The sequence below is a fragment of the Stenotrophomonas sp. YJH_SMC_82 genome (genome assembly GCF_059368875.1).
The window spans coordinates 242,099-257,272 of sequence record NZ_JCAFSE010000004.1; the positions used below are offsets into that span (position 1 = coordinate 242,099).

Consider the following 15,174-nt stretch of genomic DNA (forward strand, 5'->3'; position numbering starts at 1 on the left):
TCGATTAAACTGGATTCCATGGACCCGATCACACCGCCGCCGCGCTCGCGCACGATTTACCTGCTGCCCAACCTGTTCACCACCGCCGGCCTGTTCGCCGGTTTCTACGCGATCATCGCCGCGGCCAACGGGGATTTCGTCAATGCCAGCATCGCCGTGTTCGTGGCGGCGGTGATGGATGGCCTGGACGGGCGCGTGGCGCGCCTGACCGGTACCAGCAGCGAATTCGGCGTGCAGTACGACTCGCTGGCCGACCTGGTCAGCTTCGGCATGGCCCCGGCGCTGGTTATGTACCACTGGTCGCTGTCGTGGCTGAAGTTCGACGATCCGCTGCTCGGCCGCGTCGGCTGGGCCGTGGCCTTCCTGTATGCGGCCTGCGCGGCGCTGCGCCTGGCCCGCTTCAATACCCAGGTGGCGGTGGTCGACAAGCGCTGGTTCGTCGGCCTGGCCAGCCCGGCAGCAGCGGGCCTGATGATGTCCTTCGTCTGGGCGTTCGCCGATGGCAACCTGGGCTGGGACGGCAACCAGCTGCGGTACGTGGCGCTGGCGGTGACGATCATCGCTGCGCTGCTGATGGTCAGCCGCATCCGCTTCTGGAGCTTCAAGGGTGGCGCTGCCAAGGGCACCCGTTCGGACCGCGTGCCGTTCCTGGTGCTGGCACTGGTGCCGGTGGCGATCGCGATTGCGGTCATCGACCTGCCGCGCGTGCTGTTCGCGGTCGGCATCCTGTACGCCTTGTCCGGCCCGGTGATGTGGGCCGTGCAGCGCCTGCGCAAGAAGCCCGAGGCCGCGTGAGCCAGGACCTGCCCGTGCTGTGGTCACCGGCCCAGCAGGCCTGGCTGCAGGCCATGGGCTACACCGTCTATCACGATGGCCAGCTGGCTGCCGAGCTGGATGCCGCGCTGCAGTTGAGCGTGGCCGAAGCCGAGGCCAGCGTCGCCCCGCCGGAACCGGTGCGGGCCCCCGTGCCGTCGCGCGAACAGCATGCCGGGGTGGCGCCCGCAGCCCGCCCGGAACGGCCGGCACCGCCGCGCCGCGAAACGCCGGTCAGTGCCCCGGATACCGTGCCGGCGGCTGAGCGCCCGATGCCCAGCGGCAACGCGCGCCAGCCGGTGGTCCGCCTGCCGGATCGCCTGCAGATCGCGCTGCTGCGTGCGTCCGGCTGCAACCCGAACGACCCGGCTACGCAGCGGTTGATGGACAGCTGGCCGCTGGACCAGCTGCGCCACGACCCGGCCGCCAAGCGTGCGCTGTGGCCGCAGCTGCGTGCCCTGCGCAAGCGGGGCACGCCATGAGCGCGGTCACCCGGCCCGGCCCGGTCAGCCTGCGTGCGTTGCGCGAGAGCGACCTCAATGCGGTAATGGCGATCGAACTGCGCGGCTACCCTTTTCCCTGGACCCGCGGCATCTTCATCGACTGCCTGCGTGCCGGCTATCCCGGCCTGGCGATGGAGCGCGATGGCCTGCTGGTCGGCTATGGCGTGCTCAGCATCGCCGCCGATGAAGCGCACGTGCTGAACATCTGCATCGATCCGCTGGCACAGTCGCGCGGGCTGGGCCGCCAGCTGCTGCGCGCGCTGGTGCAGCTGGCCGCCGACCGTGGCGCACAGCGCGTCTTCCTGGAAGTGCGTCCGTCCAATACGCCGGCGCTGGCGCTGTATCACAGCGAAGGATTCAACGAGATCGGCCGCCGCCCGCGCTACTACCCGGCTGCACAGGGCCGCGAGGATGCGGTCGTGATGGCGATCGAGCTGGTCGACGGCGATCTGCAGGAAATGCCGCCGCTGTAACGCAGACGGGTTGCCGGCCAGCGGCCGGCACTACCGATGCGTCGCTCACGCCAGCCGCAACGCCAGCACACCGCCGACGATGAGCACCGCTGCCAGCCAGCGCGTGCGCGGAACCCGCTCGCGCAGCAGGAACACCGAGATCAGCAGCGCGAACAGGATCGAGGATTCGCGCAGCGCCGAGATCATTGCCACCGGCGCCTGGGTCATGGCCCACAACGCCATCGCATAGGAGGCGGTGGTGCCGACGCCACCGGCCAGTCCCAGCGGCCAATGCTGCCGCGCATAGTCCAGTACCGCGCCGCCGCGCGTATACAACGCCCACAGCGGCAGCGGGATGCCCGACAGCAGGAACAACCACAACGTGTAGCTGAGCGCGCTGCCGGACTGGCGCGCACCCTGCGCATCGACCAGCGTGTAGGTGGCGATCATCGCTGCGGTCAGCAGCGGCAGGCGCAGCTGGCCGCCACGCGCACCCAGTGCCATGCACAGGATGCCGGTGCTCACCAGCACCACGCCCAGCCACGCTGCGGCGGGCAATGGCTCACCGAGCAGGGTGCCGGCCAGTGCGACCAGGATCGGCGCGCTGCCACGCATCAGCGGGTAGGCCAGGCTCATGTCGACCTGCTGGTAACAACGCGCGACCAGCCCGTAGTAGGTCACCTGCAGCAGCACCGACGCAGCCAGCCAGGGCCAGCTGTGCGCGGCCGGGAAGGGCAGGAAGGGCAGGGCGGCGGCCGACAGCAACGCGGCACTGCCGGTCACCAGCACGGTACCGAGGAACTTGTCCGGGCCGCGCTTGACGATCGCATTCCAGCTGGCATGCAGCGCCGCGGCAGCGAGGACGAGCAGGAAGATGGAAAGCGGCATCCGCCGATGATGCCATGCGGGGCAAATGGAAACGCCGGGCATCGCCCGGCGTTTCCGATTCCGCTTCGGTGGGTGCCAACCTCTCCCGCCGTGGTAGGTGCCAACCTCTCCCGCCGTGGTAGGTGCCAACCTTGGTTGGCACGCACCAGAGCGCGACGTTACAGCTTCGCGCGCTGCTCGCGCAGGCCGGCCAGCTGGGTGTTCCAGTCGACCAGGCGCACGCGCTCCTGATCGACCACCGCCGGTGGCACCTTGTCGGTGAACCTGGCCAGCTTGGTTTCGCTCTTCTCCTGCTCACCTTCCACGCGCTTGATCTCCTTGTCCAGGCGCGCGCGCTCGGCATCGAGATCGACCAGGCCTTCCAGCGGCACCAGCAGCTTCAGCTCGCCCACGATCGCGGCGGCCGCCGGCGGTGCGCTTTCGCCCTCGGCCAGCCACTGGATGCTGTCCAGCTTCAGCAGGAACGACAGCGAGGCGCTGAAGCGTTCGATGCGCACGCGGTCCTGCTCCAGGCCGGCCTGCAGGCGCAGCGGCACCTGCCTGGACGGCGCGACGTTCAATTCGCTGCGCACGCGACGCACCGCACTGATCACCGCCTTCAGCCATTCCACGTCGGCCTCGGCCTGGGCGAAATCACCGGCGAATTCGGCGGCGGTCGGATACGGGCGCAGCGACAGCGTGGTTTCGGCCAGGCCCAGGCGCGGGGCCAGCTGCTGCCACAGCTGTTCGGTGATGAACGGGGTGAGCGGGTGCAGCAGGCGCAGCAGCGCTTCCAGCACGTACAGCAGGGTGTGGCGGGTGCTTTCGGCATCAGCCGCGTCGGCACCGTTCAGTGCCGGCTTGCTCAGCTCCAGGAACCAGTCGCAGAACGCGTTCCAGGCGAACTCGTACAGGCACTGCGCCAGCAGGTCGAAGCGGTACGCGGCGAAATGGCCCTGCGCTTCGGCGGTGGTGGCGGCCAGGCGCGAAAGGATCCAGCGCTCGGCATCGGTGCGCGGGGTCGGCACGCCGCTGAACGCCGCACCTTCGGTGTTCATCAGCGCGAAGCGGCTGGCGTTCCACAGCTTGTTGCAGAAGTTCTTGTAGCCCTCGGCGCGGTTCATGTCGAACTTGATGTCGCGGCCGTGGGTGGCCAGCGCGGCGATGGTGAAGCGCAGCGCATCGGCACCGTGGGCAGCAATGCCGTCCGGGAATTCCTTGCGGGTGGCCTTCTCGATCTTCTCCACCATCTTCGGCTGCATCAGGCCGCCGGTGCGCTTGGCGACCAGGTCGTCGATGGTGATGCCGTCGATGATGTCCAGCGGGTCGAGCACGTTGCCCTTGCTCTTGGACATCTTCTGGCCCTGGCCGTCGCGGATCAGGCCGGTGAAGTACACGTCCTTGAACGGGATCTTCCCGACCAGGTTGTCGGTGGCCATGATCATGCGCGCCACCCAGAAGAAGATGATGTCGAAGCCGGTGATCAGCACCGACGACGGCAGGTAACGATCGAAGCCGCGCTCGGCCATGGCCTGTTCGTTCGGCCAGCCCAGGGTGGAGAACGGCCACAGCTGCGAGGAGAACCAGGTCTCCAGCACGTCGCTTTCCTGGTTCAGCACCACCTCGCTGCCCAGGTTGTGCTTGGCCCGCACTTCCTCTTCGCTGCGACCGACGTAGCAGCTGCCGGTGGCGGCATCGAACCACGCCGGGATGCGGTGGCCCCACCACAGCTGGCGGCTGATGCACCAGTCCTGGATGTTGTTCATCCAGTGGCGGTAGGTGTTGATCCAGTTCGGCGGCACGAAGGCAATGCTTCCGTCCTCGACCAGGTCCAGGCCACGCTTGGCCAGGTCGTCCATCTTCACGAACCACTGGTCGGTCAGGTACGGCTCGATCACCTGGCCGGTTCGGTCGCCACGCGGCACCTGCAGCTTGTGCGCCTTGGTCTCGACCAGGATGCCCAGATCTTCCAGCTCGGCCAGCACGGCCTTGCGTGCTTCATAGCGGTCCAGGCCCCGGAAGCGTTCCGGCGCGTTCTCGTTCAGCGCCGCCACCGGGGTGAACAGGTTGATCATCGGCAGGCTGTGGCGCACGCCTACTTCATAGTCGTTGAAGTCGTGCGCCGGGGTGACCTTGACCACGCCGGTGCCGAACGCGCGGTCCACGTAGTCGTCGGCGATCACCGGCACGCGCCGGCCGGTCAACGGCAGCACCACGTTCCTGCCGATCAGGTGCGCGTAACGCTCGTCTTCCGGGTGCACCATCACCGCGGTATCGCCCAGCAGGGTTTCCGGGCGGGTGGTGGCAACGACCAGGTAGTCGCGGGTTTCGCGCAGGGTTTCCACGCCGTCGGCATCGCGCTCGACGTGTTCGTAGCTCAGGCCGTCATCCAGCGTGTAGGCGATCGACCACAGGAAGCCGTCCTCCTCGGCGCTCTCCACTTCCAGGTCGGAAATGGCGGTCTTCAGCACCGGGTCCCAGTTGACCAGGCGCTGGCCGCGGTAGATCAGGCCCTGCTCGTACCAGCGCACGAAGGCCTCGTTGACCGCCGCCGATGGCTGCGGGTCCATGGTGAAAGTGCTGCGCGACCAGTCGGCGGAGGTGCCGAGGCGGCGCATCTGGCGTTCGATGGTGTCGCCGGACTGCTGCTTCCACTCCCAGACCTTGCCGATGAAGCCTTCGCGGCCCAGCGAATCGCGGGTCTCGCCCTTGCCTTCCAGCGCCAGGTTGCGGCTGACCACCATTTCGGTGGCGATGCCGGCATGGTCGGTACCGACCTGCCACAGCGTGTCGTAGCCGCGCATGCGGTGGTAGCGCACCAGCGCATCCATCAGGGTCTGCTGGAAGGCATGGCCCATGTGCAGGGTGCCGGTCACGTTCGGCGGTGGCAGCAGGATGGTGTACGGCTCGCCCGTGCCGGACGGCTTGAAGTGGCCGGCCTTCTCCCAGGCCTCGTAGAGGTCGGTCTCGAAGGACGTCGGGTCGTAGCTGGAGGCGAGTTGGGTCATGCGGGGGAACCGGTAATCAAGGCGGAAGGGAGATCAGCGCGACCCGAGGGCGCGGCGGATCTTCTGGTCGGTGTGGTACTGGCTGACCGCGTAGGCGGCCCAGATGGCGGCGGGCAGCCAGCCGATCAGGGTGATCTGCAGGATCAGGCAGACGATCCCGGCCAGCGGCCGGCCGATGGTGAAGAAGGACAGCCAGGGAAGAATCAGGGCGATCAGCAGGCGCATCAAGGGGTCCTCGCCGGGCTCACATGTCGTGCTTGTTGAGGTCGTAACCGGCGGCCTTGTACTGGCGCCAGCGCTCGCGCAGCGGTTCGCGCGCTTCCGGATCGGCCGGGACCACTTCCAGCACACGCTCGCACTGGCCCAGCCAGGGCTCATCGCGCAGGTTGATCACCAGCGGGCGTGCCGGCGCGTCGGTGCCGGGTACGGCGATCAGCACCAGGGCCTCTTCCTCGTCCATGTCTTCGCCGGCAATCTGGTGCGGGATGTAGGCATCGTTGTCGAACGCCCACAGCAGCTCGTCCAGTTCCTCGGCCTGGGCCTGGTCACGGGCCAGCACCAGGGTGAACAGCCCGGCGTCGTTGGCCTTGCGCGCCAGTTCGCAGACCAGGCGCAACGGCTCGGTCAGGAAGCGGGGCTTGGCGATCAGGTAGAAGTCGGCGCGGGGCATGGCAGGGTCCGGGTCAGGCAAGGGCCCGGCAGTGCCGGGCGAGGCCCCGGCCGGCGTCTGCCGGCCAGGGTCGGGTACGGCATCAGGCGCGGGCGACCTGGTCCAGCAGCCACTGGCTCAGCAGGCCGACCGGGCGGCCGGTGGCCATGCCACGCTTGCCTTCATCGCTGGCGACGCCTGCGATGTCCAGGTGGGCCCAGCGCTGGCCTTCGGTGAAGCGCGACAGGAAGCAGCCGGCGGTGATCGCGCCGGCCCAGCGGCCGCCGATGTTGTAGACGTCGGCGAAGGTCGAATCCAGCATCGGCTGGTACTCGTCCCACAGCGGCAGGCGCCAGGCGCGGTCGAACACGTGCTCGCCGGCGGCCAGCAGCTCGTTGGCCAGGTCGTCGTGCTTGCTCATCAGGCCGGCGGTCTGGTGGCCCAGGGCGACCATGCAGGCACCGGTCAGGGTGGCGACGTCGACCAGCGCGGCCGGCTCGAAGCGCTGTGCGTAGGTCAGCGCGTCGCACAGGATCAGGCGGCCTTCGGCGTCGGTGTTGCCGACTTCGATGGTCTTGCCCGACATCGAGGTGATCACGTCGGAAGGACGGTAGGCGTTGCCGTCGATGGCGTTTTCCACCGCCGGCACCACCACCACCAGGTTCAGCGGCAGCTTGGCCTTGACCGCCGCGACAAAGGTGCCGATGACGTTGGCGCCGCCGCACATGTCGTACTTCATCTCTTCGATGCCGCCCTGGGTCTTCAGGTTGACGCCACCGGTATCGAAGGTGATGCCCTTGCCGACCAGCACGTAGGGCTTGGCGTCGCCGCCATTGTTCCACTTCAGCACGACCAGGCGCGGGCGGTTGGCCGAACCGCGGGCCACGGCCAGCAGCGAGCCCATGCCCAGCGCTTTCATCTGGTGCTCGTCGAGGATCTCGGCTTCGGCACCGTCGTGCTCGCCGGCGAACTTCACGCCGACCTCGGCCAGATGGGCCGGGGTGCAGTAGTTCGGCGGCAGGTTGCCCAGTTCGCGGGCGAACTCGACACCGGCGGCGATGGCCTGGCCCTGGGCCAGGGCCTGGGCGTCGTCACCGGCCACGGCCAGCTGGGCCAGGCCGGCATCGTCGGCCTTCTTCTTGCCCAGGGTGGCGGTGTAGCGGTAGGCGGCGTGATCGGCGGCGATCACTGCCTGGCGGATCGCCCAGGCCGCGTCGCGGTCCTTGATGGCCACTTCGGACAGGGTGAACAGCGCGCTGCGGACGGCGCCGGCCTTCAGCGCGCGCACCCCGTCGCCCACGGCCTTCAGGTACTGCGGCACGCCGAAGCGGGCGGCGTCGCCGAGGCCGACCACCAGCACGCGCGGCGCGGTCACGCCCGGCAGGTCGTGCAGCAGGGTGGTCGCGCCGGTCTTGCCGGACAGGTCGCCACGCTGGGCCAGGGCGGCCAGGCGGCCACCGCTGGCGGCGTCCAGGGCCTGCGCGGCCGGGGTCAGGGTATGGTCGGCATACGCGCCGACCACCAGGCAATCAACGGTGGCGGCGGCCGGAGCAACGTGGTTCAGGGTGAATTCGAGGGCCATTGAGCAGATTCCATTGGCGAGTCCGTACAATCGCAGGCCGTTTACGCCCAGACAGTAGACTGGGCGGCACCGCGAACGAACCCCAGAGTTTAAACCACCGCCCCATGCTGAAGCTCGACCGATACCTGCTGGGCGATTTCGTCCAGAGTTTCCTGGCTACCCTGATCGTCCTGCTGGTGGTCAGCGTGGGCGGCGTGCTGGTGGACATCCTCGGCAACATCGCCGACGGACGCCTGCCGGCCAAGCTGCTGTTCTCCCAGCTGGGCCTGCAGTTCATCGCCTACCTGCCGCTGATCCTGCCGCTGGCGCTGATGCTGGGCCTGCTGCTGGCCGTGGCCCGGCTCTACCGCGACTCGGAGATGGCGGTCATCACCGCCATTGGCGTGGGGCCCAAGCGGCTGCTGCGGCCACTGCTGATGCTGGTGGTGCCGGTGGTGCTGCTGGTCGGCGCCTGCTCGCTGTGGCTGGGCCCGTGGGCCGGCCGGATGGCCGAGCAGATGATCATCGAGGCCAACCGCAGCGTGCTGATGGCCGGCCTGGAGCCGGGCCGCTTCACCCCGCTGCCCAATGGCGGCGTGGTGTACCTGTCCTCGATCTCGCCCGATGGCACCCAGCTGGGCAAGGTGTTCCTGCAGCGCCAGAAGGATGACCGCCTGGAAGTGGTGTCCGCCAATGGTGGCCGCATGTTCTTCGAGGGCACCCGCCAGCGCTTCCTGGAGCTGGATGATGGCCACCAGGTGGAAGGCCCGGTGGCCGGCGCGCTGGATTACCGGCTGGCGACCTTTGCCCGCAACGACGTGGCCCTGCCCGACGGTGCACAGACCCGCACCGAGGACGACCCGGAACTGATGCCGACCCTGCAGCTGATCGGCGATGAGCGCCCCCAGGCGCAGGCGCAGCTGCACCGCCGCCTGGCACCGCCGCTGATCGCGCTGGCCTTCGCCCTGCTGACCGTGCCGCTGGGCCGCAGCTCGCCGCGCCAGCAGCGCTACGGCCGCATGATGCTGGCCCTGATGGCCTACATGGTGGGCACCAACCTGATGTTCATCGGCAGTGGCTGGATCGCCAACGGCAAGATTCCGGCCGCGCTCGGCCTGTGGTGGTTGACCGTGCCGCTGCTGGCGCTGGCGATCTGGATGTATGCACGTGATGGCCGCCTGGGCCGCTCGAAGGGAGCCCGCGCATGAGGCTGCGCCCGATGCGTTTCGATCTGTACCTGGGCCAGTCGGTGTTCACCACGGTGCTGCTGACCTGGGCGGTGCTGGTCGGCCTGGACGTGGTGATGGCGTTCTCCGGCGAGTTCAAGGACATCGGCAAGAACGGCTACACCCTGGGCCATGCCGCCGCCTGGGTGCTGTACACGGTGCCGCGCCGCGCCTACACGATGTTCCCGACCGCCGCGGTGATCGGCGCGCTGATGGGTCTGGGCCAGCTGGCCGCGACCTCGGAGCTGACCGCACTGCGTGCGCTGGGCCTGTCGCGCAAGCGCCTGAGCGTGTCGGTGGCGATCGCGCTGTCGCTGCTGACCGCAGTGATGGTGCTCAGCGCCGAGACGCTGGGCCCGTGGGGGCAGGACCGTGCCGATGCATTGAAGGCCAGTGCCAAGTGGGGGCGGGACATCTCCACCACCCGCTACTCCGGCCTATGGGCACGCGAAGGCGACACCTTCCTCAACGCCCAGAGCGGCGAGGAACAGCTGGTGGGCGACAAGGGCACGCGGCTGATCCTGCGTGACGTGCGGCTGTACCGGATCGCCGAAGACGGCAATATCGCCTCGTTGACCCATGCCGCCACCGCCGAGCACGACAAGGACGGTTGGGTGCTGACCGGGGTGCGTCGCGACACCTTCGGCGAGCGCTCGGCCACTCGCCAGGAAGTGGCGCGTGAGCCGTGGAACTCGAAGCTGGATCCGGCGGCGCTGGCCACCGGCATCGCCAAGCCGCGAAACCTCAGCGTGGCCGAGCTGAGCACCAGCATTGCCTACCGCCAGCGCAACGGGCTGGATGCGCGCGATTTCGAGGATGTGTACTGGAGCCGCTGGTTCTACCCGGTGAACGTGCTGGCGCTGTGCCTGGCCGCGGTGCCGTTCGCGTTCGGGTCGCTGCGTAGCGGCGGCATGGGCAAGCGCCTGTTCCTGGGCATCCTGTTTGCACTGGGCTTCTGGCTGCTGCAGCTGTTCTTCGGCCGCATGGCCGGTGCGCTGAAGTTCGATTACCGCATTGCCTATGCGCTGCCGCCGATCGTCATGCTGGCCGTGTCCGGACTGTTGTTCCGGCGCAAGTCGGGCTGATTCTGGTAGCGCGGGGCCATGCCCGGCGCTACCGGGGCAATCCACCGCTTCGGCATCCGTGCCACGACCACCAGCATCCCGGCCCAGCGTGCTGGATTCTGTAGAGCCGAGCCCATGCTCGGCTGCTTTTTGCGCACTGCCTGCCAGCCGAGCATGGGCTCGGCTCTACAGATCGTGCATCACCGCTTGGGCATGCGCACCAGGCGGGTGCCGCTGGCGCGGTCGTGCCAGGTCAGGCGTTGGCGGTCGACCCAGGCCCACCAGAATCCCAGGCCGCCCAGCAGCAGCGACAGCGTCCCCACCGCGAAGCGCAGCCACAGCTGGCCGTGCCGCAACGGCGTGCCATCGCGCGACTGCAGTTTCAGCCGCCACGGCCGCATGCCCAGCGTCTGCCCGCCGCGGCGCCAGCTGGCCGTGGCATACCACCCCGTGATCGCCCAGCACACCGCCCACAGCAGCCACTGCCAGATACTGAACGGTGCGATGTTCTCGCGCTGCGCGTGGCCGCTGAAGGTGTAGGCGAGGGTGAACAGCGTGCCGGCCAGCATCCACAGCGCCAGCACCGGCAGCGCGTCGTAGACCATCGCCAGCATGCGCCAGGACAGCAGCGCGCGCGGACGGGGCGTTTCGGTAGCGGCCGCAGGGGCCGTGTCGGTGGCAGGGCGGGACATGCGCCGAGCATACGCAAAGCTGGCCGTGCCCGCAGTGGCCCTCGTATCCTGCATGCATGGCCCTTGTTTCCACCCCCGCCGAACGCCGCCAGCTGGTCCAGCAACTGCCCGAGCTGCGCGCCGACGACAGTGTGCGCATCCAGCGCTTCCTCGATGCGATCTGGGCCGAGAACGGCCTGGCCCGCGCCACCCTGGACAGCTACCGGCGCGACCTGGAAGGGCTGGCGCGCTGGATGGATGGACGCGACGGTGGCCTGGCCGGCATCGAACGTCCCGGGCTGTTCGACTACCTGGCCTGGCGCACCCGCCACGGCTGGTCGCCGCGCAGCAACGCGCGCCTGCTGTCGGCGCTGCGGGCGTTCTTCGCCGATGGCGTGCGCCGTGGCGAACGCAGCGAAGACCCCAGTGCGCTGCTCGACCCCCCGAAGCTGCCGCGGCTGTTGCCCAAGGCGCTGGCCGAGAGCCAGATCGATGCGCTGCTGGCGGCACCGGACATCGACAGCCCGCTGGGCCTGCGCGACCGCGCCATGCTGGAACTGATGTATGCCGCCGGCCTGCGCGTGAGCGAGCTGGTGCTGCTGCCGGCCACGGCGGTCAACCTGCGCCAGGGCGTGTTGCGGGTCACCGGCAAGGGCAGCAAGGAGCGGCTGGTGCCGCTGGGCGAGGAATCGCAGCACTGGCTGGAGCGTTACCTGCAGCAGTCGCGCCCGCTGCTGGTCGGCAAGGGCAAGGTGCATGCCCTGGCGGATGGTCAGACCCCGTTGTTCATCGAGCCGACGCTGCATGCGCTGACCCGGCAGGCGTTCTGGCACCTGGTCAAGCGCCATGCGCAGGTGGCCGGCATCGACCCGGCGCGGATCAGCCCGCATGGCCTGCGCCACAGCTTCGCCACCCATCTGCTCAACCGCGGTGCCGACCTGCGCGCGCTGCAGATGCTGCTCGGCCACAGTTCCTTGTCGACCACCCAGATCTACACCCTGGTAGCGCGCGAGCATCTGCAGAAGCTGCACGCCCGCCACCATCCGCGCGGCTGAGCGCCGGGCTGAATCGCTGCCCGGGGCCGTGCCGGGCGTCGCGGCCCGGTACCGGCGGCTGTGTCAGAATCCGGAGTCTTCTTCTGCTGCGGATCGCTCCATGCTCCGATTTGCCATCGCCGCCGTGTTCGGTGCGCTCAGCCTGACCGCCTGCGCCCAGCCGGCTCCGCCGGCCGCCAAGGCGCCTGCTGCCGCTGCGGCCAAGGCCAGCCCGGCCGCCAACGCGCCGGCCGACCAGGCGGTACGTGCCGCGTTGACCGCGCTCAATCCGGGTTTCCAGGTCGATTACATCGGTGCCGCGCCGTTCCCCGGCTTCCGCGAGGTCGTCGTTTCCGGCCAGCTGCTGTACGTGTCCGATGACGGCCGCTACCTGTTCCAGTCGCAGCCTTACGACACCCGCGCCAAGGGCCCGGCCAACAGCGAGGGCCTGCTTGGTTACCGCCGGGGCCTGCTGGCCAAGGCCAACCACGGCGATCGCATCGTGTTCGCGGCGCCGAACGCCAAGTACACCATCAGCGTGTTCACCGACATCGAGTGTGGTTACTGCCGCAAGCTGCACCAGGACATCGCCGAACTCAACCGCAACGGCATCACCGTCGAGTACCTGGCGTTTCCGCGCATGGGCCTGGGCAGCAAGGACTACACCGACATGATCTCGGTCTGGTGTGCAGCGGATCGTCGCCAGGCGCTGACCAACGCCAAGCGCGGTGGCAGCGTGCCGGCCAGGAACTGCACCAACCCGGTGGCGATGCAGTACGCGCTGGGCCAGCAGCTGGGCGTGAATGGAACGCCGGCGATCTTCGCGCCGGATGGCACCCAGCTGGGCGGCTACCTGCCGCCGGCGCAGCTGCGTGCCGCGCTGGAGAAGCTGTCGGCCAAGCGCTGATCGTCGCTGGTCTTTTTCTGTAGAGCCGAGCCCATGCTCGGCTGCGGAAACAGCAGCCGAGCATGGGCTCGGCTCTACAGGCAGGAAGCCAGGGATGCGTGTCGCATCCCCGGCCTTTTGCTTACTTCAGGCCATCACTGACCGCCTTGGTCAGCGTGCCCTGCGCATCGTCACCGCTGAACTCCCAGACGAACGCGCCGCCCAGGCCCTGGGTCTTCACGTAACCCATCTTGCGGGTGATGTTGGCCGGGGTGTCGAAGCTCCACAGCGTGCTGCCGTTGTAGATCCAGGTGGCACCGGCGGTGTTGTCGGTGTAGCCCGGCCACGCCAGGTTCTTCAGCACCTTCCAGTCCTCGATGCCGGCTTCATACGTACCCGGGGCGGCGCCGGTCGCGGTCTGGTACAGGCCGTTGTTGGCGTTGGCCACACCCGTCCAGCCACGCCCGTAGTAGCCAATGCCCAGGTTGAGCTTGGCGGCGGGCACGCCACGGCTGATGAAGGCCTCGATGGCGTCGTTGCTGTTGTACAGCTTCTGGTCGCCGGTGGACGGATCATTCGGCGAATCGAACAGCGCCGACTGGTGATTGGTCTTCGTATCCCACGCGCCGTGGAAGTCGTAGGTCATCACGTTGATGTAGTCCAGGTACGGGTGGTATGCGGCCGGATCGGTGACACGGATCTTGTCGATGCCGGCGCCCACCGCCACCGTCAGCAACAGGCCCGGCCGCACCGCATCGAGCTGGCGGCGGAACTCGGCCATCAGCGCGGTGAAGTTGGCGTTGTCTTCCGGCTTGCCGCATTCGATGCCACAGGCCACCGGGTATTCCCAGTCGATGTCGATGCCGTCGAACACGCCCAGCGCGGCACCGGCACCGCCGGCACCGTCGGTCACCGGTAGGTTGCCCTTGATGTAGGCGTCGATGCACGAGGCGACGAAGGCCTGGCGGTTTTCCGGGCGCGCTGCGCTGGAGAAGCCGCGCGACCAGGTCCAGCCACCCAGCGAGATCAGCACCTTCATGCCCGGGTATTTGGCCTTGAGCTGCTTGAGCTGGTTCCAGTTGCCGCGCAGCGGCTGGTCCCAGGTATCGGCACTGCCGCTGACGCTCTCGGCGGCACTGAAGGCCTTGGTGTAGTCGGCGAAGGCATCGCCACCGGCACCGCTGTTCGGATCCGACGGCTGGGTGATGCCGACTTCGCATCGGTTGTTGCGCACGTTGCCGAACGCGTAGTTGATGTGGGTCAGGCGTGCGGCCGAGCCGCTGCTGTCGATGTTCTTGACCCGGTAGTTGCGGCCGTAGATGCCCCACTGGGTGAAGTAACCGATGACCCGCTTGCCGGTGGTGCCGCCGTCACCGGCCAGCGTGGTGGCGCTGATTTCGGTGCCCTGCGCCGACGCGTTGCCGGCGTTGTCGCGCGCCCGCACGCGGTAACGGTAGGTGGTCGATGCGGTCAGCCCGCCATCCACATAGCTGGCGCTGGACGGCGAACCGACCAGGCTGCCGTTGCGGTACACGTCATAGCCAGCCAGGCCACTGCCACCGGTGTTGTCGGTGGACGGGCTCCAGCTGAGCGCGATGCTGTTGGCGGTACGGGTGCCGACCGCCAGCCCGCCCGGCACGCTCGGTGCGGTGGTGTCGCCACCGGCGGCGTTGACGGTGATGGTGATGGTCGGGGTGCTGGTGGTGGCGTTGTTGTTGTCGGTCGCGACCGCACGCAGGGTGTGGCTGCCGGCGCTGGCATTGGCCCAGCTGGCCGCATACGGCGCACCGGTGGCCACGCCCAGCGAGCTGCCGTCGCGGAAGAACTCGACCTTGGCGACGCTGCCGTCCGGGTCACTGGCGGTAGCGGTCACGTTGACCGTGCTGCCGGCGCTGAAGGTGGCGCCGTTGGCCGGCGAGGTCAGGCTGACCACCGGCGGCTGGTTGCTGCCGCTGCCATCGCAGGCACCAAGGTTGGTGTAGTAGGGCGCACCGGCCGGATGGTCCGGCGGCGCGTTCCAGATGTCCTGGTTCGCCCGATAGAGGACGCCTCCTTTCTGCAGGGTATCGCCGGCCCGGTAGATCCTGGCCTGGTCCCACTGGGCCACGCCGGCACAGCTGGCAGCCTGCGCCAGGCCGGGCAGGGCGGCGGTACCGGCGGCCAGGGCAAGCAGCCAGGCCAGGTGGCGGGGACGACAGCTTCGGGTCGAACGTTCGGCACTGCGCACAATCGGGTCGTACATGGGTAAGTCTCCGATCAAAGGGCGCGCGGGCCCCGATGGCGCCGCGCGTGACGCAGGTCCGGGCGTCGCCCGGGAAGGCGACGGAGGGGGCGGACGGGGTACCTGGGGGGCCGGGGAGAGAGTCCGGCGCCAGGTGGGGACAACGTTGTCATCAATCGCGTGGTCAATCCGTGAGCAAGCGCATGGTTCCGGGATTCG

Annotated in this window: 14 protein-coding genes; 7 read left to right on the forward strand and 7 right to left on the reverse strand. The window is 68.6% G+C overall.

Features of this window, described 5'->3' with window-relative positions:
* Positions 1-18: 18 nt before the first annotated feature.
* The 3 genes from pssA to rimI are packed head-to-tail and all read left to right on the forward strand — an operon-like array spanning position 19 to position 1,789.
* Positions 19-795: a CDP-diacylglycerol--serine O-phosphatidyltransferase gene (gene pssA, locus AC5P53_RS16450; protein ID WP_005415206.1), complete on the forward strand. Its 777-nt coding sequence runs from the start codon at positions 19-21 to the stop codon at positions 793-795.
* Positions 792-1,295, forward strand: coding sequence for a hypothetical protein (locus AC5P53_RS16455; protein ID WP_014645872.1), 504 nt, complete (start codon positions 792-794; stop codon positions 1,293-1,295). The genes pssA and AC5P53_RS16455 overlap by 4 nt, the downstream gene beginning before the upstream one ends.
* Positions 1,292-1,789: a ribosomal protein S18-alanine N-acetyltransferase gene (gene rimI, locus AC5P53_RS16460; protein ID WP_014645873.1), complete on the forward strand. Its 498-nt coding sequence runs from the start codon at positions 1,292-1,294 to the stop codon at positions 1,787-1,789. Before AC5P53_RS16455 ends, rimI begins: the two co-directional genes overlap by 4 nt.
* 45 nt (positions 1,790-1,834) lie before the next feature.
* Here the strand turns inward: rimI and AC5P53_RS16465 are convergent, their stop codons facing one another.
* The 5 genes from AC5P53_RS16465 to AC5P53_RS16485 form a co-directional block, all read right to left on the reverse strand.
* On the reverse strand, positions 1,835-2,656 hold the full coding sequence (locus AC5P53_RS16465) for an EamA family transporter (protein ID WP_014645874.1): 822 nt from the start codon (positions 2,654-2,656) through the stop codon (positions 1,835-1,837).
* Positions 2,657-2,814: 158 nt separating this feature from the next.
* Complete coding sequence (locus AC5P53_RS16470; RefSeq protein ID WP_014645875.1) at positions 2,815-5,643, reverse strand: valine--tRNA ligase; 2,829 nt, start codon at positions 5,641-5,643, stop codon at positions 2,815-2,817.
* A gap of 33 nt (positions 5,644-5,676) precedes the next feature.
* Complete coding sequence (locus tag AC5P53_RS16475; protein WP_014035920.1) at positions 5,677-5,868, reverse strand: YqaE/Pmp3 family membrane protein; 192 nt, start codon at positions 5,866-5,868, stop codon at positions 5,677-5,679.
* A 19-nt stretch (positions 5,869-5,887) separates the two neighbouring features.
* Positions 5,888-6,313 carry a DNA polymerase III subunit chi gene (locus AC5P53_RS16480; protein WP_014645876.1) on the reverse strand — a complete coding sequence of 142 codons (426 nt, stop codon included), beginning with the start codon at positions 6,311-6,313 and terminating at the stop codon, positions 5,888-5,890.
* Positions 6,314-6,395: 82 nt separating this feature from the next.
* Positions 6,396-7,874, reverse strand: coding sequence for a leucyl aminopeptidase (locus AC5P53_RS16485; protein WP_241887264.1), 1,479 nt, complete (start codon positions 7,872-7,874; stop codon positions 6,396-6,398).
* A gap of 104 nt (positions 7,875-7,978) precedes the next feature.
* Here AC5P53_RS16485 and lptF point away from each other — a divergent pair, with 104 nt between their 5' ends.
* A complete protein-coding gene (gene lptF / locus AC5P53_RS16490) occupies positions 7,979-9,061 on the forward strand; it encodes an LPS export ABC transporter permease LptF (RefSeq protein ID WP_032962260.1) in 1,083 nt (360 codons plus the stop codon).
* Complete coding sequence (lptG, locus tag AC5P53_RS16495; RefSeq protein WP_032962258.1) at positions 9,058-10,164, forward strand: LPS export ABC transporter permease LptG; 1,107 nt, start codon at positions 9,058-9,060, stop codon at positions 10,162-10,164. The genes lptF and lptG overlap by 4 nt, the downstream gene beginning before the upstream one ends.
* 179 nt (positions 10,165-10,343) lie before the next feature.
* Here the strand turns inward: lptG and AC5P53_RS16500 are convergent, their stop codons facing one another.
* Complete coding sequence (locus AC5P53_RS16500; protein ID WP_049442192.1) at positions 10,344-10,835, reverse strand: RDD family protein; 492 nt, start codon at positions 10,833-10,835, stop codon at positions 10,344-10,346.
* 56 nt (positions 10,836-10,891) lie between these two features.
* On the opposite strand from AC5P53_RS16500, the gene xerD reads away from it, so the two are divergent.
* Positions 10,892-11,869 carry a site-specific tyrosine recombinase XerD gene (gene xerD, locus AC5P53_RS16505; protein WP_046428433.1) on the forward strand — a complete coding sequence of 326 codons (978 nt, stop codon included), beginning with the start codon at positions 10,892-10,894 and terminating at the stop codon, positions 11,867-11,869.
* 100 nt (positions 11,870-11,969) lie between these two features.
* Complete coding sequence (locus AC5P53_RS16510) at positions 11,970-12,755, forward strand: thioredoxin fold domain-containing protein (protein WP_014645882.1); 786 nt, start codon at positions 11,970-11,972, stop codon at positions 12,753-12,755.
* 121 nt (positions 12,756-12,876) lie between these two features.
* On the opposite strand, the gene AC5P53_RS16515 is transcribed toward AC5P53_RS16510, so the two are convergent.
* Complete coding sequence (locus tag AC5P53_RS16515; RefSeq protein ID WP_241887265.1) at positions 12,877-14,976, reverse strand: glycosyl hydrolase family 18 protein; 2,100 nt, start codon at positions 14,974-14,976, stop codon at positions 12,877-12,879.
* Positions 14,977-15,174 lie beyond the last annotated feature (198 nt).

Bases quoted from the DNA above. Each gene is read 5' to 3' on its own strand.
- lptG (WP_032962258.1), top strand. From the start codon at position 9,058: ATGAGGCTGCGCCCGATGCGTTTCGATCTGTACCTGGGCCAGTCGGTG.
- AC5P53_RS16510 (WP_014645882.1), top strand. From the start codon at position 11,970: ATGCTCCGATTTGCCATCGCCGCCGTGTTCGGTGCGCTCAGCCTGACC.
- AC5P53_RS16500 (WP_049442192.1), bottom strand. From the start codon at position 10,835: ATGTCCCGCCCTGCCACCGACACGGCCCCTGCGGCCGCTACCGAAACG.
- AC5P53_RS16465 (WP_014645874.1), bottom strand. From the start codon at position 2,656: ATGCCGCTTTCCATCTTCCTGCTCGTCCTCGCTGCCGCGGCGCTGCAT.
- rimI (WP_014645873.1), top strand. From the start codon at position 1,292: ATGAGCGCGGTCACCCGGCCCGGCCCGGTCAGCCTGCGTGCGTTGCGC.
- AC5P53_RS16480 (WP_014645876.1), bottom strand. From the start codon at position 6,313: ATGCCCCGCGCCGACTTCTACCTGATCGCCAAGCCCCGCTTCCTGACC.
- lptF (WP_032962260.1), top strand. From the start codon at position 7,979: ATGCTGAAGCTCGACCGATACCTGCTGGGCGATTTCGTCCAGAGTTTC.
- AC5P53_RS16475 (WP_014035920.1), bottom strand. From the start codon at position 5,868: ATGCGCCTGCTGATCGCCCTGATTCTTCCCTGGCTGTCCTTCTTCACC.
- AC5P53_RS16515 (WP_241887265.1), bottom strand. From the start codon at position 14,976: ATGTACGACCCGATTGTGCGCAGTGCCGAACGTTCGACCCGAAGCTGT.
- xerD (WP_046428433.1), top strand. From the start codon at position 10,892: ATGGCCCTTGTTTCCACCCCCGCCGAACGCCGCCAGCTGGTCCAGCAA.
- pssA (WP_005415206.1), top strand. From the start codon at position 19: ATGGACCCGATCACACCGCCGCCGCGCTCGCGCACGATTTACCTGCTG.
- AC5P53_RS16485 (WP_241887264.1), bottom strand. From the start codon at position 7,874: ATGGCCCTCGAATTCACCCTGAACCACGTTGCTCCGGCCGCCGCCACC.
- AC5P53_RS16470 (WP_014645875.1), bottom strand. From the start codon at position 5,643: ATGACCCAACTCGCCTCCAGCTACGACCCGACGTCCTTCGAGACCGAC.